At 65.3% G+C, this 20543-nt stretch carries 19 protein-coding genes; 1 reads left to right on the top strand and 18 read right to left on the bottom strand.

Features of this window, described 5'->3' with window-relative positions; translation table 11 throughout:
* Position 1 precedes the first annotated feature (1 nt).
* The 18 genes from F3J17_RS07345 to F3J17_RS07260 all read right to left on the bottom strand — a co-directional run bounded on the left by F3J17_RS07345 (position 2) and on the right by F3J17_RS07260 (position 19862).
* A complete protein-coding gene (locus F3J17_RS07345; protein WP_167055403.1) occupies positions 2-880 on the bottom strand; it encodes an SDR family oxidoreductase in 879 nt (292 codons plus the stop codon).
* A 23-nt stretch (positions 881-903) separates the two neighbouring features.
* Positions 904-2055, bottom strand: coding sequence for an acetyl-CoA C-acetyltransferase (locus F3J17_RS07340; protein ID WP_167055399.1), 1152 nt, complete (start codon positions 2053-2055; stop codon positions 904-906).
* 2 nt (positions 2056-2057) lie between these two features.
* On the bottom strand, positions 2058-3116 hold the full coding sequence (locus tag F3J17_RS07335; protein ID WP_167055396.1) for an acyl-CoA dehydrogenase family protein: 1059 nt from the start codon (positions 3114-3116) through the stop codon (positions 2058-2060).
* A gap of 60 nt (positions 3117-3176) precedes the next feature.
* Complete coding sequence (locus F3J17_RS07330; RefSeq protein WP_167055393.1) at positions 3177-4346, bottom strand: acyl-CoA dehydrogenase family protein; 1170 nt, start codon at positions 4344-4346, stop codon at positions 3177-3179.
* Positions 4343-5176, bottom strand: a complete 834-nt coding sequence (locus F3J17_RS07325; protein WP_167055389.1) for an enoyl-CoA hydratase family protein — start codon at positions 5174-5176, stop codon at positions 4343-4345. The genes F3J17_RS07330 and F3J17_RS07325 overlap by 4 nt, the downstream gene beginning before the upstream one ends.
* Positions 5177-5204: 28 nt before the next feature.
* On the bottom strand, positions 5205-6302 hold the full coding sequence (locus tag F3J17_RS07320; RefSeq protein WP_167055386.1) for a nitronate monooxygenase: 1098 nt from the start codon (positions 6300-6302) through the stop codon (positions 5205-5207).
* Positions 6299-7183, bottom strand: coding sequence for an enoyl-CoA hydratase (locus F3J17_RS07315; RefSeq protein ID WP_167055383.1), 885 nt, complete (start codon positions 7181-7183; stop codon positions 6299-6301). Before F3J17_RS07315 ends, F3J17_RS07320 begins: the two co-directional genes overlap by 4 nt.
* Positions 7184-7199: 16 nt before the next feature.
* Positions 7200-7997 (bottom strand): ketoacid CoA transferase, encoded by a 798-nt coding sequence (locus tag F3J17_RS07310; protein ID WP_167055380.1) that lies wholly within the window; start codon positions 7995-7997, stop codon positions 7200-7202.
* A gap of 10 nt (positions 7998-8007) precedes the next feature.
* Positions 8008-8895 (bottom strand): CoA transferase subunit A, encoded by an 888-nt coding sequence (locus F3J17_RS07305; protein ID WP_167055377.1) that lies wholly within the window; start codon positions 8893-8895, stop codon positions 8008-8010.
* Between the two features lie 24 nt (positions 8896-8919).
* Positions 8920-9834: a VOC family protein gene (locus tag F3J17_RS07300; protein WP_167055374.1), complete on the bottom strand. Its 915-nt coding sequence runs from the start codon at positions 9832-9834 to the stop codon at positions 8920-8922.
* Positions 9835-9931: 97 nt separating this feature from the next.
* Positions 9932-11515 (bottom strand): FadD3 family acyl-CoA ligase, encoded by a 1584-nt coding sequence (locus tag F3J17_RS07295; RefSeq protein WP_167055370.1) that lies wholly within the window; start codon positions 11513-11515, stop codon positions 9932-9934.
* A gap of 94 nt (positions 11516-11609) precedes the next feature.
* The gene (locus tag F3J17_RS07290) at positions 11610-12641 is read right to left on the bottom strand and encodes a ferredoxin--NADP reductase (RefSeq protein ID WP_167055367.1); all 1032 of its coding nucleotides are present in this window, start codon (positions 12639-12641) and stop codon (positions 11610-11612) included.
* Positions 12642-12662: 21 nt separating this feature from the next.
* Positions 12663-13427, bottom strand: a complete 765-nt coding sequence (locus tag F3J17_RS07285; RefSeq protein WP_167055364.1) for an SDR family oxidoreductase — start codon at positions 13425-13427, stop codon at positions 12663-12665.
* Positions 13428-13443: 16 nt separating this feature from the next.
* Entirely contained in the window at positions 13444-15162 is a 1719-nt protein-coding gene (locus tag F3J17_RS07280; RefSeq protein ID WP_167055361.1) for an FAD-binding protein, read from the bottom strand.
* Positions 15159-15674, bottom strand: coding sequence for a flavin reductase family protein (locus tag F3J17_RS07275; RefSeq protein ID WP_167055359.1), 516 nt, complete (start codon positions 15672-15674; stop codon positions 15159-15161). The genes F3J17_RS07280 and F3J17_RS07275 overlap by 4 nt, the downstream gene beginning before the upstream one ends.
* Entirely contained in the window at positions 15671-17443 is a 1773-nt protein-coding gene (locus F3J17_RS07270; RefSeq protein ID WP_167055356.1) for an FAD-dependent oxidoreductase, read from the bottom strand. The genes F3J17_RS07275 and F3J17_RS07270 overlap by 4 nt, the downstream gene beginning before the upstream one ends.
* Before the next feature lie 11 nt (positions 17444-17454).
* The gene (locus tag F3J17_RS07265) at positions 17455-18669 is read right to left on the bottom strand and encodes an acyl-CoA dehydrogenase family protein (protein WP_167055352.1); all 1215 of its coding nucleotides are present in this window, start codon (positions 18667-18669) and stop codon (positions 17455-17457) included.
* 53 nt (positions 18670-18722) lie between these two features.
* The gene (locus tag F3J17_RS07260; protein ID WP_167055350.1) at positions 18723-19862 is read right to left on the bottom strand and encodes an LLM class flavin-dependent oxidoreductase; all 1140 of its coding nucleotides are present in this window, start codon (positions 19860-19862) and stop codon (positions 18723-18725) included.
* A gap of 279 nt (positions 19863-20141) precedes the next feature.
* Here F3J17_RS07260 and F3J17_RS07255 point away from each other — a divergent pair, with 279 nt between their 5' ends.
* On the top strand, positions 20142-20492 hold the full coding sequence (locus F3J17_RS07255; protein WP_167055347.1) for a VOC family protein: 351 nt from the start codon (positions 20142-20144) through the stop codon (positions 20490-20492).
* Positions 20493-20543 lie beyond the last annotated feature (51 nt).

Genomic DNA, 20543 nt, shown 5'->3' with positions numbered 1-20543 from the left:
CTCAGCTTCCGTAGACGCGCTGCGCCGGGCACGCCTGCGCCAGCAGATCCTTGACCGCAACGCCGACTTCAGCAGCGGGCCAGCGCGCGCCACGATCCACGCGCGGCCCGGTTCTCCAGCCTTCGGCCACGGCGATCATGCCGCCCGCCACCTCAAACACCTGGCCCGTCACTTCGCCCGACGCCTCGCTCGCCAGCCACACGACCAGCGGCGCAACGTTGGCCGGATCGAAGGCGTCGAAGCTGCCGTCCTCAGGCTTCTTCATCATCTGCGCGAACACGGTTTCGGTCATCGCCGTGCGCGCCGAGGGCGCGAGCGCGTTCACGCTCACGCCATAGCGCTGTAATTCGGCGGCCTGCATCAGAGTGAGCGCCGCGATGCCTGCCTTGGCCGCGCCATAGTTCGACTGGCCGATGGAGCCTTGCAGGCCCGCGCCAGAACTGGTGTTGACGATGCGCGCCGCTACCGGCGTGCCCGCCTTTGCCGCATCGCGCCAGCCGCGTGCGAGAATCTGCGCGAGACAAAAGTGGCCGCGCAGATGGACGTTCATGACCGTGTCCCAATCGTCTTCGGTCATGCTCGTGAACATGCGGTCGCGGCATACGCCCGCATTGTTCACCAGCGCGTGCACCGTGCCGAATGTCACCTGCGCGGCATCGACGATGCGTTGCGCGGTGTCCATGCGCGTGATGTCGTCGGCGTTGGCGAGCGCGCGTCCACCTGCATGCGCGATCTCTTCGCAGACTGCTTGCGCCGCATCGGCGCGCAGATCGTTGACCACCACCGCAGCGCCCTGTTCTGCGAGTGCAAGCGCATACGCGCGCCCCAATCCCCCGCCCGCACCCGTGACGATCACGGTGCGTTCCTTGCAGATTCCCATACCTGACCTCTTGCTTTTAGCGTTCAAAGTCGCTCGATAATCGTTACGTTCGCGAGTCCGCCGCCTTCACACATCGTCTGGAGTCCGTACCGTCCGCTCGTGCGTTCCAGCTCATGGAGCAGCGTCGTCATCAAACGCGCGCCCGTCGCACCGAGCGGATGACCGAGTGCGATTGCGCCCCCGTTAGGGTTGGTGCGCGCGGCGTCGTAGCCCGTTTCCGCGAGCCACGCCAGCGCCACCGAGGCAAACGCTTCGTTGATCTCCACGATATCGATATCGTTCATCGACAAACCGGCCTTCTTCAGAGCGTGACGCGTGGCCGGAATCGGTGCGGTAAGCATCCAGAGCGGGTCGTCGCCCAGCACGCTCAGATGATGGATACGCGCGCGCGGCACGAGTCCATAGCGGCGCAAGGCGTCTTCAGAAACGATCAGCAGGGCGGCAGCCGCATCGCAGGTCTGGCTCGATACCGCTGCCGTGAGCGAACCGCCCGGCATCAGGGGCTCCAGCGACGCCATTTTCTCCAGCGAGGTATCGGGCCGAGGCGTCTCGTCGTGCGAGAGGCCAAAGCACGGTGCGATCTCGCGTTCGAAGCGCTTCGCCTCGATGGCGGCGACTGCACGCCGGTGGCTCTCCAGCGCATAACGCTCCATCGCATCGCGCGAGACATTCCAGTGATCGGCGATACGCTGGGCCGCGTCAAACTGCGAAACCGGCGCGTCGCCAAATCGCGCGCGCCAGCCCGCGCTGCCCGAAAACGGATCGCTGAAACCCAGCGGCGCCGCTGCCGTCATCGCCGATGAAATCGGAATCTGCGTCATGGTCTGCACGCCGCCCGCGATCACTACGTCCTGCACGCCGCTCATCACGGCTTGCGCCGCGAAATGCACGGCCTGTTGCGACGATCCGCACTGGCGGTCCACGGTCACGCCCGGCACGGTGAGCGGCAAACCCGCAGCAAGCCAGCAGGTGCGCGCGATGTTGCCCGCGAGTGGGCCGAGGGTGTCCACGCAGCCGAACACCACGTCGTCATAGTCTGCGGCGGGAATGGCGTTGCGCGCCACCAGTCCTTTCAATACGAAGCCGCCGAGATCGGCCGCATGCACCCCGGCGAGCGCGCCCTTGCGGCGGCCGGTGGGCGTACGCAGCGCATCGACGATATAGGCTTGTTTCATGGTCACTCCTGTACGAACGTGCTGGCTGGTCCGATCGATGCGCGCGCATCGATCACCGTGCGCGCGACGCGTTCGCGGTGGTAGGTGGCGTCGCCCCAGTTGCCGGCCAGCGCCCAGATGCGCTTGACGAATATCTGCAGATCCAGCTCCCAGGTGTAGCCCATCGCGCCGTGAACCTGGATCGCGTGGCGTGCTGCGAGTTGTGCCGCCGACAAGGCTGCGAGCTTCGCGTGCGAGACATGGAGCGCGCGTTGCGGGTCGTCGGTGGCAAGTGCGCAAGCCGCGCGATAGACCACTGGCCGCGCGAACTCGTAGCGGATCGCGACATCGGCAAGCAGATGTTTGACGGCCTGATACGCGCCGATAGGCTTGCCGAACTGTTTGCGCTGCGAGGTGTAGTCGATAGCGGCGTCCAGCACGCGCTGCGTGAGGCCGAGCAGTTGCGCGGCCACGGAGAACGCGCCGTGATCGAGCATGAGATCGAGCAAGGGCGCTGCGTTGGAGGCGTCGGCGATACGTGTCGATGCATCGGGCGTCCAATCGAGCGAGAACAAGCGCCGCGACGGGTCCACGCTTTCCACAGCGCGATGCGAGCAGGCCGAGGGCGCCAGGCGGTGCAATTCGCCATCGCGTTCGCACAGCAGGACGTGGGCAACATGCGCGTCCGCCACATACGGATTCACCGGATGCGACAGCGCCACCCGCGCGCCGCCTGTCGCGATCTGCGCAAGCAAGGTATCGCGCCAGTCGCTCGCAGGCAGCCGTTGCAGCAACGCCACGGAGACGAAAGCGGTATCTATCAGCGGATCGGGACCGCCAAAGTAACCCCAGGTCTGCGCAAGCAGCGCCCATTCCATCGCGCTCAAGCCCAGACCGCCCTGCGCCTGCGGCACCGACACCGCTGTCATGCCCTGCTCCGCAAGCTGCGCCCAGTGCCGCTCCGAGCGGCCAGTTTCGCTCTCCCACAATTCGCGGATCAGTTCCGGCGTGAGCTCGGTCATCAGGAAGCGGCGGGCGCCGTCGGCGAGCGCTTCCTGGTCTTCGTCGAATGAAAAGTCCATTTTTTCTTCAGGAATCCATATCGAATTGAATATCGGGTTATCCGCTTGTTGTGCGACGCCCTAGCCGCGCGGCATACCCAGCATGCGCTCGGCGACGATATTGCGCTGGATCTCGTTGGTGCCCGCGTAAATCGGCCCAGCCTGCGCGAAGAGGAAGCCGTCGAGCCAATGACCCATGCGCGCACGCTCGCCTGCGCTTTGCGGCACGATTTCGGCCTGCGCGCCAAGGATGTCCAGCGCCGTCTGATGCATGCGCAAGTCCAGTTCCGACCAGAACACCTTGTTGGTGCTCGATTCCGCGCCAATATGACCGCCCTTGTGCAGGCGGCTCGCCGTCATATAGGTCGAGAGCGCATAGGCCTGTGCGTCCATCCACGCAGCGCTTACCCGTTCACGCAGCGATGGATCGCGCTGCGCCGCTTCAGGATGGGCCAGCAGCAGATCGCGCAGCGCCTCGGCGGTGCGCTGGAAGCGCGCGGGCGAACGCAACATCAGACCGCGCTCGAAACCCGCCGTCGCCATCGCCACATGCCAGCCCATGCCTTCGCCGGCGATGCGGTTCGCCGCGGGCACACGCACATCGTCGAAAAAGATTTCCGCAAAGCCGGTCTGCCCGTTCAACTGGCGGATCGGGCGCACCGTCACACCCGGCGCATTGAGCGGCACCATCAAGAACGTCAGGCCGTGATGGCGCGTGGATTGCGGATCGCTGCGAAAGAGGCCAAACAGCCAGTCCGCCCAGACCGCGCGCGTCGACCAGATTTTCTGACCGTTCAGAATGTAGTCGTCGCCGTCACGCAGCGCGCTTGCGCGGATCGCGGCCATATCCGATCCCGCATTTGGTTCGGACCAGCCCTGTGCCCAGACGTGCTCGCCCGAAGCCATCGCAGGGAGAAAGCGCGCTTTCTGCTCGTCGGTGCCGAATTCCATCAGCGTGGGTCCGAGCAGGAAAATGCCGTTCTGGTTCACGCGCATGGGGGCATCGGCGCGCCAGTACTCCTCTTCGAAGATCAACCACTCGATCAGATCGCAGCCTCGCCCGCCCAGTTCGCGTGGCCAGGTGACCATGCTCCAACGGCCCGAATGCAGTGTGCGCTCCCATTCTCGATGCGCGGCGAAGCCCGCTTGCGTATCGAAACTCGGTAGCGGATCGCGCGGCACGTGATCGGCGAGCCACGCGCGGATTTCCGCGCGAAAGGCCTGTTGTTGCGGCGTATAGTCGAGCTTCATGCGCGGCCCTCGGCTAGCGTACGAGCGTCGTCGAACTGCGCAGCGCGCTTTTCCACGAAGGCGCTGCGTGCTTCGGTCGAATCGTTGGTCATATAGGCCTGCAAGGTGAAGCCCTGTTCCCAGCGGTATTTATCTTCGAGGTCGCCGTCTTCCACGCCGTTGAGCGCTTCCTTGGCAAGCGCGAGCATTGCACCGCTTTTCCCGGCGATGCGCTGTGCGAGTTCGAGCGTCGCTTCGCGCAACTGCTCGCGCGACACCACACGCTCCACAGCACCCAGACGCCACGCCTCGTCTGCGCTCACCATGTCTCCGGTGAAATACATCGCACGCACCTTCTGGACTCCGAACATTCGTTGCAGATGCGCGCCGCCGCCCATCGCGCCGCGATCGATCTCCGGCACGCCAAAGCGCGCGCAAGACGCAGCGATCACGATATCGGCGGCCCCGCAGATGCCGATGCCGCCGCCCAGCACGAATCCATGCACGGAGACAATCACCGGCTTCGGGCTGCGATGGACCGCGCGGAAGGTCGCGTAGTTGCCCGCATTCACCGCGACGATGCGCTCGGGATGCGCCGCCAGTTCCTTGATATCGACGCCCGCGCAGAAGCCTTTTCCCTCGCCGCGCAGAACGATCACGCGTACGCTTTCGTCGCGGCCCAGCGCGTCGATGGCGGCGGCGAGCGCATACCAGTCCTCGCAATCGAGTGCATTCACCGGCGGGCGGTCGAGCGTGAGTTCCGCCACCGCGCCCTGATTGCCGACGCGTGCGATGGCAAATGCCGGTCGACGCGCGGATACACCCTTATCCTCATGGCTCGCTTGTGTCATGTTCCCCGTCCCTGTGTCTTGAAGTGCATTAATCCACGCCGGCCATCGCTGCGTCGCGCAGCGCGCTCAGCGCGTCTAGGCGTTCACCCGCTTCCCGAACGATTCGTTCGATCACAACCGCGCATGGCTCGATCGCACCGATCATTGCCGCCGCTTGACCACCCGGCAGCACGCCCTCATCGGGCACGCCATCGACAATCGCGCGCTGGATCAGGTAAGGCGCGTTCGCGGCCATGAGCGTCTGGCTGGCCGTATAACCGTGCTCGCGCAGCGCCTTCATGCCAAGCGACGCCATTTGCGCAAGCGACAGCCCGTTCTGCCGTCGCCACGCCTGTGCCGTGCGCAGCGCGAAGAGCGTGCGGCGCAGCGGGCCCAAGGCTTCCAGATGCAGCAGATACGGGTTGTCGATCATGCGTTGCGGCAGCCCGTCGAGCGCGGCCGAGACGCGGATTTGCGCGGCATCTTTTACGGCCAGATAGCGCGCGAGCGTTTCCTGAGGCACCGGCGATTCTTCGGTCATGAGAAAGCGCGTGCCCATGGCGATACCCGCCGCGCCGTAACCCAGCGCCGCCGCCAGGCCGCGCCCATCGAAGAAGCCGCCCGCTGCGATAACAGGCACCTGGACGGCGTCCAGCACGCGCGGCAGCAACAGCGTGGTGGGCACCGAGCCTGTGTGGCCGCCGCCTTCCGCGCCCTGCACCGTGACCGCATCTGCGCCCAGTTCGACCGCTTTTGCCGCATGCTTTGGCGCGCCCACGGTGGGAATGCAGAGCACGCCCGCGTCCTTGAAGCGTCGGATCGTGGCCGCATCGGGGCCGCGTCCGTAACTCACCGCGCGCAGCCGGTGGCGGATCGCCAGATCGACGACCTGCGCCGCGTTCGGCTGGAACATGTGGAAATTGATGCCGAAGGGCCGGTCCGTTAGCGACTTTACGCGCAGGATTTCCGCTTCCACGTGCTCCGGTTCGAGCGTCGCGCCCGCGAGAAAGCCAAAACCGCCCGCATTGCAGGTGGCGGCGACCAGCTTTGCATCGGCCACCCAGCCCATTGCGGTCTGCACGATCGGATAACGGCAACCCAGCAGATCGGTGAGCGGCGTGCGAATGGTCGATATCATCGCACTCATGATCTGGATTCCTTATCGTCAGATGGAGCGCGCTGAGACTGCGCCATCTTGCGCGCGTCGTAACCGCCCAGGCGGTCACCGCTCACGAGTTCGTTATGCGCATGCGCGAAGTGATGCCAGGCGAACGCGGCATCCATCGCCGTGCGTTTTCCCTGCAATTCTTCGACATGGTTGATAGCCTGCTTGGTGAGCGCCAGTCCGAGCCGCGGCATCGCGGCGATCTTCACCGCCATCTCCCGCACAGCGCCCGGCAATGCTTCGCGCTGCACCACACGGTTGAGCATGCCCATCTGCTGCGCCCGCTGCGCATTCATGCGCTCGCCCAGAAACAGGAATTCCTTGGCGATACGCGGATTCAATTCGTAGGCGTGCGCGAAATACTCCACGCCCGGGATCCCCATCCGCACGACAGGATCGGCAAAGAACGCATCGTCCGAGGCGACAATCAGATCGCATACCCACGCGAGCATCAGGCCGCCCGCGACGCACGCGCCCTGCACCATCGCGATGGTCGGCTTGGGCAAGTCGCGCCAGCGGCGGCACATACCCAGATAAACCTCCTGCTCGCGTGCATAAAGAAACTCGCCGCCTTCCTTGTCGACGTGGTCGTACCAGAGCGACTGACGCTCGAACGACTTGTCGATATCGCGGCCCGGCGTGCCGATATCGTGCCCCGCCGAAAAATGCTTGCCCGCACCCGCAAGCACGATCACCTTGACCGCGTCGTCGTGCGCCGCGCGCCGGAACGCGGCATCGAGCGCATAGGTCATCTGCGAATTCTGCGCGTTGTGATACGCGGGGCGGTTCATCGTGATGGTCGCGATACCGTCTTCGACGGCGTAGAGCACCACGTCCTCGGTCTGCGCAAGCGTCTGCTGCATGATGGCCTCGCTCGCGTTATGCGCGCCGGGGCGCGGGGTTGTCGCGCAGGATCGACGCACGCAGATTGTGCGGATCGAGCGCGCGCACGATCTTGAGATCCTCCGCCGATGGCGCGGCCGTGATGCCGATATCGTCCGCCTGCAGCAGCGCGAAGCCGGTCGCCGCCTGCACCTCGTCGAAGCTCACGCCAGGGTGCAGCGAGCGCACGCGCACCGTATGATCGGGGCCGCCAAAATCCATCACGCAGAGATCCGTGACGATCGCACGCAGATCCGTGAAAGCGCGCATGCCTTCGATCTCGCGCGCCGGGTTGTAGCCCACGCTGCACACCATATCGACCTCGCCTTCCACGAAGGTGCGCGCCGTATGGCTCGTCACGAAGAACGAATTCGCGTGGTTGATGCTGTTGCCAGGAAAGCCGCGTGCGCCCAGTAATTGCGTCTTCGGCTTCGCATAGTCGCGGCCCAGCCAGGAGATATTGGCCTGCCCGTAGCGGTCGATCTGCGTGGGCATCACCAGCGCATGGCGGCGGCCATGCCACACGCAATCGAAGACGCGCTCGTAGGTCATCCAGCCGCTCGCAGCCACGCGGTACGCAGCGTCGCGCGGGCCGAGCGGCACGGGCGTCTCCACGAGATACGCTTCGCCGTCGGTGAGCATGAGGCCGGGGTTGTAGGCGAGGCGCGCAAGACCCGCCGCCAGGCGCGGCCCGGTGCCGATGCCGGTGGCCAGCACTTCGCCGTCGTTGCGCCAGAGCCGGGCCGAAGCGACGATCATCAGTTCGGCGAGGGAGTAATCCAAAGCGTCGTTCACGCGCGCTCCTTCAAAGAATCGGCAGCGGCAGCGCCGCTACGTGAGAGGGACCGCCCGCGCCCGCCAGGTACGCGGCTTCGTCAGCGCCAACCACGTCGCGCAGGTAGGCAGCGGTTTGCTGGGTGTCGGCGGCGGCCGCGCAATACGCTTTCAGATGCGGCAGATCCCATCCATAAGCGGGCGCGCAGGAAGTAGGATGCGCACCGCACGGCGCATGCACCACGCCCGTCACGAGCGAACGCTCGAAGCTGTTGCGGCGTGCGGCTTCGAGGTCGACGCTGGCGAGCGACGTTTCCAGCGCCTCGCAACTCACATAAGTGCGCTTTGCGGCGCGCGCGAACCAGGCGTCGAAGAACGGATCGGGACCGTCGATGCGGGTGTTGCCCATTGCGTCGGCGGCATTGACGTGCAGAAGTGCGGCGTCCAGTTCGATCGCAGGCATCGCCAGCAACGTCTCGCCGTCGGCATAAGGCGAGCGAACCGTGCGCAATTGCGGCGCGTGGCGCAGCAGATCGGTGCCCAGACCCACGCGCGTGGGCAGGAACGGCAGGCGCGCAGCAGCGGCACGCAGGCCGAGTTGCAACAAACCCTCGTCCAGTTCCCACACGTCGATAGCGCCGGTTTCCCGCGCACGGCGGAAATGCGGCTCCAGCGGAATCACATCGAGCGAGACAAAGCCGAACACCACCTTCTTTACTTTTCCGGCTGCGCACAGCAGGCCCACATCGGGGCCGCCGTAAGCGACCACGGTAAGATCGCGCAGCGGCGAGCGCGCGATCTCGCGCACCAGCGCCATCGGCTTGCGGCGCGGTCCCCATCCGCCGATGCCGATCGTCATGCCGTCTTCGAGCTGCGCGACCACGTCGCGCGCGCTAAGGCGTTTATCGAGCGTTTTCATTCGTTATCCAGATTAAATCCCAGATTAAGCTTCGGAGCGGAATCCGATGCTGAAATCGTGACCCCAGAGGCTCACGCGCGTGGCCTCGTAGACGCTATGCTCGTTCCAGTCCACCTCCAGGCCGCCATAGCCGTATTCGAGGTCGAAGCCGCCCGGCGTTTTCATATAGAACGAAGTCATGCGGTCGTTGCAGTGACGGCCCAGGGTCGCCGACATCTTCACGCCATGCGCGCTGACGCGGTCGAGCGCGCGGCCCACGTCGTCCATCGAGCCCACTTCGGCCATCACATGGATGCAGCCCGACGGCACCGCGAGATCCATGATCGCGAGGCTGTGATGACGCGCGTTGCCGCAATGGAGGAAGTGAATGCGCTTTTCCGGTTCGGCGGGATCGTCGGAGAAACGCACGCGATAGATGTCGGACAGACCAAAGCCCAGCACGTCGCGCAGGAAGGTATCGGTGGCGTCAAAGGCCGGTGCGGGCAGCACCGTGTGGCCCAGCCCCATCGCGCCGGTCACGAAACCGGGCACGCCCACCGGCGAGACGAAGCGGCGGAAGTCGGCGCGCACGCCCCAGAAGAATTCATGGCGGTTGCCCGAGGGATCGAGGCACCAGACCATCGACTGGACGCGGCGCAGCGCGATATCGTGCGCGCTGCCGCGATGCGCTTCGACGCCCGCTTTTTGCAGCTTTGCGGTGAGCGCGGCGAGCGCGGCTTCATCGGCCAGTTCCCAGCCCGAGGCGAAGTAGCGCTCCTCTTTGCCCGGCACGATCAGATAGCGGAAGTCGCGCTCGTCCATCTTGAGGTACAGCGCGCCGCCATCCGCCGTATCGACGTCGTGCGTCTGCATGCCCAGCACGTCGCGCGCATAGTCGCGCCACTTGCCCGCATCCGCCGACTGCACGACGACGTAGCCCAATGCCCGCACATCGCTCATCTTCGCCCCTCCAGATAACCCGTTGTAGTGAGGTCTATTCTGGCCGCGGGGGGGAGTCCCAACATCGTCTGTTGGGACTATGAAGTGCATGGCTTCTTCAGGCGCTCGCGCCCTCCGCGAAGGCTGCGCGCAGGCGGTACTTGAGCACCTTGCCGGCAGCGCTGGTGGGCAATGCGGCAACAATCTCGATGCGGCGCGGCACCTTGTAATTGGCCATGTTGCGGCGCGCCCATTGCACGAGCGTATCGGCGTCTGTTTGTGCGCCCGCGCGCAGCACCACCCACGCGTGCCCGACTTCGCCCAGCCGCTCGTCCGGCACGCCCACCACGGCGATCTGCGCCACCGCGTCATGCGCCGCGAACAGCCGCTCGATCTCCGCCGGATAACAGTTGAAGCCGCCGACGATAAACATGTCCTTGATGCGATCCGTCACGCGCAGATTGCCACCCGCATCGAGCGAGCCGATGTCGCCAGTATGCAGCCAGCCTTGTGGATCGACGGCGCTGGCCGTGGCCGCCGCGTCGCCCAGATAGCCGCGCATGACGTTATAGCCCCGCACCCAGACTTCGCCGGTCTCGCCTGCGGGTAAGGCATCGCCGTTAAGGGCGGCAATGCGCAATTCGACGCCGGGCATCGCGCGGCCCGACGTCTGCGCGACGGTTTGGGCATCGTCGCCCTGGCGGCAAAGCGTGGCAAAGCCGCAGCTTTCCGTGAGGCCGTAGCCCGTCAACACGGTTTCGAAACCCAGCTCCGCACGCATGCGTTCGATCAGGCTCGGTGCGATGGCGGCTGCGCCAGTCACGGCTACGCGCAGGGAACTGAGGTCGAGATGCGCGAGATCGGGCGCGTCGAGCAGCGCGTAATAGAGCGTGGGCGGCCCCGGCAGCACGGAAATTCGCTCGCGCACCACGCGTTCGAGAACCGCCTGCGGATCGAACACCCGATGCGGCAGCACGGTTGCGCCGCTCGCCAGCGCCGCCAGCCAGCCCGCCTTATACCCAAAGGCATGAAAGAACGGATTGACGATCAGATAGCGATCGCCTTCGCGCAGCGTTGCTATCTGCGCCCAGTCATGCGCGCCGCGCAGATTCTGGCCATGCGTGGTCATCACGCCTTTCGGGCGGCCCGTCGTGCCCGAGGTGAACATCACGTCCATCAGCGTGTCGGGGCCGACTTCCGCCTCACGGGCATGGAACGCTTCGAGGGAAGTTTGATCGGCGCGCGCGATAAACGACGACCAGCTTTCGCAGGCATGTTCAAGCGCACCGTCGAACACAATCACGCGTTCGAGCGACGCAGGCCGATACGGCGCAAGCATCGACGGATACTGCTCGCCAAGGAATTCGCCGCAGCAGAACAGCACGCGCGCGCCGCTATCGGCGAGAATCGCGCCCGCCTCCAGTCCTTTCATGCGGGTATTGACGGGCACGAGCGCCGCACCCGCGCTCTGGATCGCCAGCGCCGCGACGATCCATTCGGCCACGTTCGGGGCCCAGACCGCAACGCGGTCGCCCGCTACGATGCCGCAGGCCATCAGCGCGCGGGCCGCTTCGATGCGTGCTGCGTCGAGTTGCGCATAGCTTAGGCTCAGCGCGGGCGATTCGATCGCCAGACGCGCGCCGTAGCGCGCCGCGCCGCGGGCGATCAGCGCGGGCGTGGTGAGAATGTCGTGAGGCGTCATATAAGGACTCCAAAAAGACGAGCGCCGCCGCGCGAATCGCTGCGGCGGCGCTGAATTGAGCAACCCTGCGCGGGCCATACAGGCGCGTAGCGCGCTAGTCTGGAAACACGATGCGGATTTCGGCGCTTGCGGGCCGTGCGCTGCACGCAAGCGTCCAGCCGGCCGCGCGTTCGTCGTCGTCGAGCGAGGCGTGATCGTCGAGTGTGACAGCACCCGCTTCGACCCGGCACATGCACGCGCCACACAGACCGCTGCGGCATGAACTGGGCGGCGCGAGACCGCTGCGCTCCATCGCATCCAGCAGGGTTTCGCCGGGCTCGCAGACGAAGCGATGGTTCGCGCCGTCCAGTTGCGTTTCGACATTCGCCGCAATGCCTTCGCCAGTTGTTGCCCGCGCAACCGGTTCGGCAGGCAGATCGGGCAACGAGAGAAACCGCTCGACATGAATCTTCGCGCGCGGCAGACCCAGCGCCAGCAGCGCCGCGAGCGCACTTTCCATAAACAGCGCGGGACCGCAAATAAAGGCGCTCTGCTGACTCCACGGGCGCGCCAGTTCTTCCAGATGGCGCTGCTGCGGCACGCCCTGCACGCTGTCGAGCCAGTGAATCACCCGCAATCGGCCCGGGTGACGCTGCGCGAGTTCACGCAGCGTCACGCCGAAAATCACCGACGATTCGTCGCGATTCGCATAGATCAGCGTAAGCATGCCGCGACCGCCCACCAGCGCCGCCTTGAGGATCGACAGCACCGGCGTAATGCCGCTGCCGCCTGCAAACAGCAGCAGATCGTCGTCGAGCGAGCGAGGCGTGAAGACGCCTGCGGGCGCCATCACGTCGAGTTCGTCGCCGGGCTGCACGGCGTCGCATAGCCAGTTAGACGCGCGTCCGTCGCGCACGCGCTTGACCGTGATCTTCGGCGCGACGTCAACGCCTGGCGCGCTGGAGAGCGAATAGCAGCGCTGCAGCGCGGTCTCGCCGTGCGGCAGGCGCAGCGTGAGAAACTGCCCGGGCCGATACGCGAACGCATCGGCGAGCGCGCCCGGCACGTCGAACACGAACGAGCGCGCATCGGCGCTTTCGGCAATCACCTCGGCCACACGCAGCCGATGAAAACGCGCTTCGGTCATGGCAGGACTCGCGTGCATGCGTCAGGCGACGCCCATGATCATCTGGGCGTTGTCGATGCGGTACTCGCTGCCGTTGATGAAGCGCGATTCATCGGAGGCGAGGAACAGCACCAGCTGCGCGATGTCTTCGGGCAGGCACATGCGCGAGGCCGGATCGACCGACTCCGTGAGCTGCGCGCGTCCCGCTTCGGCAGAGCCAAAGAACGGTTCGGTCATCGGCGTGAGGATGCCGTCGGGGTGGATGGTGTTGGCGCGAACCTTGTAGCCCTGGGTCTTGCAGTGCGCGGCGATGGCGCGGGTGAGCGCCGTGACCGCGCCCTTGCTGGCCGAATACGCGCAAAACATCCCCAAACCGCCCAGCGCCGCCACCGACGACATATTGACGATCGCACCGCCCGTGTCCTTCATCGCCCGCACGGCCGCCTGGCAGCCGAGGAAATAGCCTTCGGCGTTGATGCGCATGATGCGCTGCCATTGTTCGAGCGTGGCGTCTTCGATGCTGCCGAGTTGCAGAATGGCCGCGTTGTTGACCAGCACGTTGGGTGTGCCAAAGTGCTTCTGCGTCGCGCCGAACACATCATTCCAGCCTGTTTCCGAAGCAATGTCGTGACGAACGAACAAGGCCGCGTCGCCGATCTGCGCGGCCACTTCGCGCCCTGCCTCCTCGTTCAGATCGGTCAGGACTACACGTGCGCCCTGCGCCGCGAACAGCAGCGCGTCGGCCTTGCCCACGCCGCTTGCGGCGCCCGTGATAATGGCGATCTTGCCCTTGAGTCTGTCTCCCATCTTCGTTCTCTCTTTATCAATGTGTCAGTGGATGAAGGGGTAATACGGTTGCGCCTGCAACGTTTATTCTTTGCGCTTCCTGCGCCTGCTTTGCCGCGAGGACTTCGCGCGCGGCGGCCCGTCCTGCCTGGCGGCCCGACCACACGCAGTCAGCCAGCGAAAGGCCGCTAACGTAGTGATGCGAGGCCATGCCGCGCGCTGCGCGGCCCGCTGCAAACAATCCGGGAATGACAGCCCCCGTTTCGCGCAGCACGGCATTCGTGCTTTCGTCGACGCGCAGCCCACCTAAGGTGATCGCCGGACATGGAAATACCCGGCTCGCTGCGGAAATATCGAGCGCGTAGTAAGGCGCACGCGCCAGCGGCGCGAGCATCGCCGCGGACTTGCCGAAGGCTTCGTCATGGCCCTTCGCGTTGGCAGCGCGATAGTCGGCGAGCGTGCGTTCGAGCGTAACGGGATCGGCATCGATCAGTGCGGCGAGTTGCGCTGGCGTCTCTCCGCGACGCCGGTTTGCGAGCATCAGCATCAGTGCAGGCACGCTCTGGAAGGCCCACAAGCGCCCGCGCAGACATTCGCGCAACGCTTCGCGCACCAGCGCGGCGTCGAGGATCAGCCACGCTCGCCCGTCGCGCGTTTCGCACATCGCATGGCCGAGCGTCGCGCCATAGACTTCTTCGTTGCAGAAGCGCTCGCCGCGCGCATCGACCACGCAGCCACGCGCCCATGCGAAGGGCGGATTGATGAAGCGCCACGCGGAAACACGTTCCATGCGATCGGCGATACCGCCCGCCGATACGCCCAGACGAATGCCCGAGCCATCGCAGGCCGTGGTGCCCAGACGCCAGTTGGCGAGATAGCGCGGCGCATGCTGGGCCATCATTTCGCGGTTGAAGATGAAGCCGCCGGTGGCGAGCACGACCGCATCGGCGCGAATGTCGAGCGCTTCGCTCTCGCGCATTTCCAGCCGGTGCAACGCTGCGCGCAAGCGGTCGGCCAGCGCGGGCATCCCGTTGTGGAGTTTGTCTGCCCAACGCGCGAGGCGTGCATGACGGCGTTGCGCGCTGCCCGCCTTGACGCGCCAGATCTGCGCGCCGATCACGCGCCCCGTTGTATCGACGATCAATCTGCGCACGCTCGCATGGCGCACGATTTCGACGTTGGGCTCCGCTTCAACCGCATTACGCAGTGTGGCGAACAGCGCGCGCCCGGACATCCCGCGCGACACCACGCGATGACCGCGCGGCGCAGGTGGCACGGCAGGCGCATCGCCCACTGCCTCGTTGCCCGAGTAATAGAGAAACGCGCGCTCGGGTGGATAGGAGGTCTTGCGCGCGGGCATCGCCGCGTTGAAGCGCACACCGTGGCGTTCGAGCCACGCGAGTTGCGCCACGCTGCCCTGGCAAAAGCGTTCGAGCGCGGCGGGCGTGACCGCGTCGCCCACTTCGCCACGCAGATAGGCTGCCATTGCTTCGGGCGTATCCGTATAGCCCGCCTCGCGCTGATACGGTGTGCCGCCGCCCGCATAGACAACGCCGCCGCTTTTCGCGCTCGCGCCGCCGCCATCGAAGCGTTCGACGATGCACACGCGCGCGCCCGCCTGCGCCGCTTCGAGCGCCGCGCACGCGCCTGCCGCGCCAAAGCCTGCGATCAGCACGCCGCAGCGGTCGTGCCAACAATGCGCATCGGCATCGGCGACGACGAGCGGAGGTTCGACTGGCGTGGCGCCCGTGTTCATACGCTTGCCGCAGCGGCAGTTGCCGCCGTCGTGTAAGCACCATCGACATAGAGCAACGGTTCCACCTCGCCGCTCAACTTTACTTCGCGCAGCTTGCCAATAAACACCGTATGCGTGCCGTAATCGAAGCGGCCATCCTGCGTGCAGATGAGATTCGCCTGCGCATCGTGCAGATAAGGCACGCCCTGTTCGCAACGCTGCCAGTCGCCGCTCGTGAAGCGCTCTTCGCCCTTGAGGCGGCCGCTGCAATCGATGGCGATGTCTTGCTGGCGCGCGGCCAGCAGATTCACGCAAAAGTCCGCGCCTGCCGCCAGCGGCGGATAGATCGACGACGACTGGTTGATGCAGATAAGCAGCGATGGCGGCTCGGTCGAGAGCGAATCGACCGCCGTGGCCGACATTGAATAGCGTCGCTCGCCGTCGCAGCAACTGATCACGGCGACCGAGCGCGCGAGGCGGCGCATCGCGAGCAGCATGTCGGCGCGCAGCGGTTCAAGGGAAAGGTCGGTCATGATGTGACTCCACGAAGCTCGGGTTGCGTTTGCGCGGTTATGTTCTGTGAAGCGCGGGCGCTGTGTGCCGCGCAGTGATCGGCGGCGCGATAGCCGAAGGTCATCGCGGGGCCAAGGGTCGAACCCGCGCCCGGATAACTCGCGCCCATCACCGATGCACTGGTATTGCCGATCGCATAGAGACCCGCGATGACGCTGCCGTCCGCGCGCAGCACGCGGGCGTTCTCGTCGGTGACGAGTCCGCCTTTGGTGCCGATGTCGCCAGCGTCGATGCGCACGGCGTAGAACGGCGCGTCGCCAATCGGCGCGAGGCACGGATTGGGCTGCACGGTGGGATCGCCGTAGTAGGTATCGAAAACGTTGCCGCCCTTGCCGAACTCTTCATCCACGCCGCTTGCGGCATAGGCGTTCATGCGCGCGATGGTGTCTTGCAGCCCAGCTTTATCGACGCCGATTTGCGCAGCCAGCGCTTCGAGCGAATCTGCGCGATGCAGAATCGATTTGAAGGAGTCCGGAATACGTGCATCGGGCATCATCGAAGCGGGCATGATCGGCCCACACGGATAACGCTTGCGAAAGCACGCATCAAAAATCATCCACGCGGGCAGGCACGCGCCGGTCTTCGCATGATCGCGATACATCGCGGGCACGAATTCTGAATATGGCGCGGCCTCGTTGACGAAGCGCCGCCCGTGGCCGTTGACGATCACGCAGCCCGGTAGATTGCGCTCCACGAACAAGGCGCGCTGCTTCTCTTCGTCCGCTACGCGCAGCGTCGGCGCGCCCCAGACGTGCTCCATCAACGCCAGTGCGCCGCCTGCGCGCTCGCCCGCCATCATCGCGTCGCCGGTGTTGTGCGGCGGCGTGGCGCTCCATTGCGCGTTGGTCGGTTGCGGCAGATAGCGCTCGCGCAACGCCTGGTTGCGCTCGAATCCGCCCGCCGCGAGAATCACGCCGCGCCGCGCCAGCACGCGCAACGGCCTGCCCTTGCGTTCAGCCAGCACGCCTTCGATACGGCCATCGAATTCGATCAGATCACGCATGGGCGTATCGAGCCAGAGCGGCACCTTGCGTTCGAGCAGCGCGTAACGCAGACCACCCACCAGCGCATTACCCAGCGTAAGCCGCCGGTCGCGACGCGAACGCAGCCGCGCGCCGATATCCAGCCAGTAGCGCCCGAACTGGCGCAGCGCGAGCGTCATGAAACCACGCTCTTTCGACAGCAACGTATGCGCTTCTTTCGACGTTACCGCCACCCGTCCGCCAATCAGCGTGCCAGGCGACGGCGCGCGCAAGCGCCGGAATTCAGCGCCTAGACGCCCGCCATCAAAGGGCAGCGGATCGAGCGCGCGATAACCCGGCATCGCGCCTGGCCGGTCCTGGAAATAATCGGCGTAACGCGGCAACGACTGGTAACGCACCGGCGTGCGCGCTTCCAGATAACGCAGCATTTCAGGCGCGCTGTCCAGATACGCATCCACGCGCGCGGGCGAACTCGCGCCTTCGATGCAGGCGTTCATATAGATGCGCGCCGTTTCGCGCGAGTCCTGGCCGCCCGCTTCGGCGATGTGGTGATTGCACGGCACCCAGATGCCGCCCCCCGACACCGCCGACGTGCCGCCATATTCCCCACTCTTTTCCAGCACCACCACGGAAAGCCCCTGATCGGCAGCGCGGCACGCGGCGAGCAGGCCGCCCGCGCCGGAGCCGACGATCACCACGTCGAAGGTTTCCGTCTGTATTTCGCTCTGCATGGGCTGCTCGCTCATGATCGCCGCCCTCAGATGAAGAAGTCCGTGTTGGGACGGCCGAGCATCACCGCGCCCAGGTTCTGCCCGAAGCGGTCAACGTTGTTGGCGTAGTGCGCGCGCGCTGCGTGCAGATCGAGAAAGCGGCGCACCAGCGGATTGCGTCGATAGATGCCATTGCCGCCGGCGTAGCGCAGCAGCGTATTGGCTGCCTGCGCGCAGCGCTCAGCCACCTGCGCGGACTGATAGCGAAACAGCACGCGGCGTTCGATCGGTACGTCCGGGCCGCCTCGCGCAGCGGCCAGCAACTCCGCGAAATTGCGGCGCAACAGCACCTGCATTTCGTCGATGGCGGTGGAGGCATTGGCGCACGCACTCTGTGCGCCCAGATCGTCGCTGGTCTTTGCGCCGCTATTGGCGCTCACGCGATTCGCCGCATAAGCGGTAAAGTCGTCCACCGCGCCTTGCAGCGCGCCGATGCACGCCGTGCACACCGCCCGCACGAAAATCTGCGCGAACGGCAGGCGAAACAGCGGCGCATCGTTGACAGCCAGGCCCGGGCTCGTGCCCATCATGCCGTCCACGGCCTTGTGCGTGCGATACGCGGGCACGAACACATCATCGACGACGATATCGTGGCTGCCCGTTGCGCGCAGCCCCAATACATCCCAGTCGCGCTCGATGCGATAGGCGCTCTTTGGCAGCAGGAAAGTACGGTACTCGGGCGGTTCGCCGTCACGCGCGGGCGGCACCAGCGCGCCCAGGAAAACCCATTCGCATAGTTCGCTCCCGCTCGAAAACTTCCAGTGGCCCGAAAGCCGGAAGCCGCCTTCAACGGGCGTGACCTTGCCCACCGGCATGTAGGTGGACGCGATCAACGTCGAGGGATCGTCGCCCCAGACATCGCGCTGGGCCTGCTCGTCAAACAGTGCGATCTGCCAGTTGTGCACGCCCACCACGCCGTACACCCACGCGGTGGACATGCAGCCGCGCGCCAGCGCCATCTGGATTTCGAAGAACACCTGCGGGTCCAGTTCATAGCCGCCGTAGCGAGCAGGCTGGAGCACCTTGAAGAAGCCCCCCGCCTGCAGATCGGCGAGCGTTTGGGCGGGAATGCGCCCTTCGGCCTCGGCGGCGTCCGCGCGCTGCGCCAGCACGGGCGCGAGCGCCTGGGCGCGCGCGATCAGGTCCGCCGCGAGAGCGGCCGAATCGTTTGAATCGTGTTCACGCTTTTGTTCTCGATACACCGCTGTCTCCTTGTTTCTTCTTGATCTCGATGTCGATGGCGCTGGCTTGACGCTTACGCGACGGCGCGCGCCTTCACGCGGTTGAAGTACGGAATCACGTGTTCGCCGATATTGCGGATGGTTTCGAGCTGCGCTTCGTGCGGCACCGTGCCCATCTGGCAGAGGAACAGCACCTCATCCACACCCGCTTCCATCAGTCGTCCTACATAACCGATGCAGTCATCCACCGTGCCGTAAGAGTGATTGGGGTTCATCATCGAAAGCGCGGGATCGCTGAAGTCCACCACCACTTCTTCCGAGGCGAAGCGCGAGCGGATCACCATCTGGCCGCTGTCGGCCTGCACGAGATCGTCGCCCCAGTTAGCCGGGTCCGGACGCTCGCCGCCCGTGTACCAGTACGCCAGCGACTCCATGAAATAGCGCTGGCCGCGAATGCCGATCTTGCGGGCCTGCTGGCCGTCCGCCATGACGATGGCCGGGCACAGCGCGGCGAGATGCTCGGTCGGGCGAAAACCCACTTGATCTTCGGCCTTGCGGGTGCGCCACGCTTCGCGGTAGAGCGCGTTTTTCTTCGCCACTTCGTCCGGGCCGCCAAAGCCCAGCACCAGCGCGCCCAGACCGCGTTGCCCCGCGCGCAGCAGGCCGTCGCTATTGGTACAGGCCATGTACATGGGCGGATGCGGATCCTGATACGGCTTCGGGTGAATCGGACGCTTAGGAATCTTGATATATTGGCCGTTGTGCTCGATCTCGTCCTGCACGAACATCTTCGGCACGAGATACATCGATTCGTCGATCATCGGTTGCAGTTCTGCGAGGTCGTAACCAAACGCGCCCGCTTCCTGCTGGCTGCCGCCCTTGCCGACGCCGAAATGCACACGACCCTGCGAAAGAATGTCGAGCATCGCCACGCGCTCCGCCACCTTGATCGGATGGTTCATGGCGGGCGGCAGGCAGATCACGCCATGCCCGAGGCCGATGCGTGTGGTGCGGCCCGCGAGATAGGCGAGAAAGGTTTCCGGCGCGCTCATGTGCGCGTAATTCGTCAGCGAGGTGTGCTCGACGCACCAGACGGTGTCGAAGCCCATCTGCTCGGCCAGCAGCGCCTGTTCGACGGTCTCCTTGAAGACGCGGTGGTCGCCCTCGCGCGACGCATCGGTGGTCTGGGCTTCGTAGATCAGGGAAAACTTCATCGCGGGTGTCTCCTTGTTGTGTCGGTCTTGCCGCCGTGCCGCGCCGTGGATGGGCAAGGTGGGCGAACTGGGAACCGCGTGACGGTCCACGAAACGAAGTGTCGGCGCGCAGGGCTCGTGCTGCATCGTCTGTTTGGATTAACGCGTTGAAGCAGGCATTGAAGCCGCCACAGAAAGGCTTTGCGGCCTAGTCCAATCGGACATGGCGCGCGGCGATGCGCGCGTTAGGATCGCCTCGTGGCATGACCACACAAGACATGAATCAAGGGGAAAAAAGCGATGAAGGCTTCGATGATGCTGTACCCGGTGGAGACGATCGACACGGCGCTGCCGTTCTTTGTCGACGGTCTCGGGCTGACGGTGAAAATGCGAGATGGCGAGCGCTATTGCGCGCTGGAAGGCGGTCCGCTCACGATCGCGCTGGTAGCGGGCGACGAGCGTATCGTCGAGCGTCCCGCGCTCACCTTCAAGATTGCTGAGGATGACGATTTATATGCGGCGATGGCGCGCGTGGTGGCGGCGGGCGCGTCGGTGCGCGTGCCGGTGCAGCAAGGACCACACGAATTGCGCGCGGTGCTGGAGGATCGCAACGGCGCATTGCTGGTGCTCACGCAAAAACACCTTGTTTAAGGCACGAAAGGCGACGCTGAGGCCGCCTTTCGTACGCCGCTTCATCACGGC

The organism is Burkholderia sp. Ax-1719 (assembly GCF_011753055.1).
In the GTDB taxonomy this organism is placed as follows: domain Bacteria; phylum Pseudomonadota; class Gammaproteobacteria; order Burkholderiales; family Burkholderiaceae; genus Paraburkholderia.
This window is presented reverse-complemented; position numbering and strand designations above follow the sequence as displayed.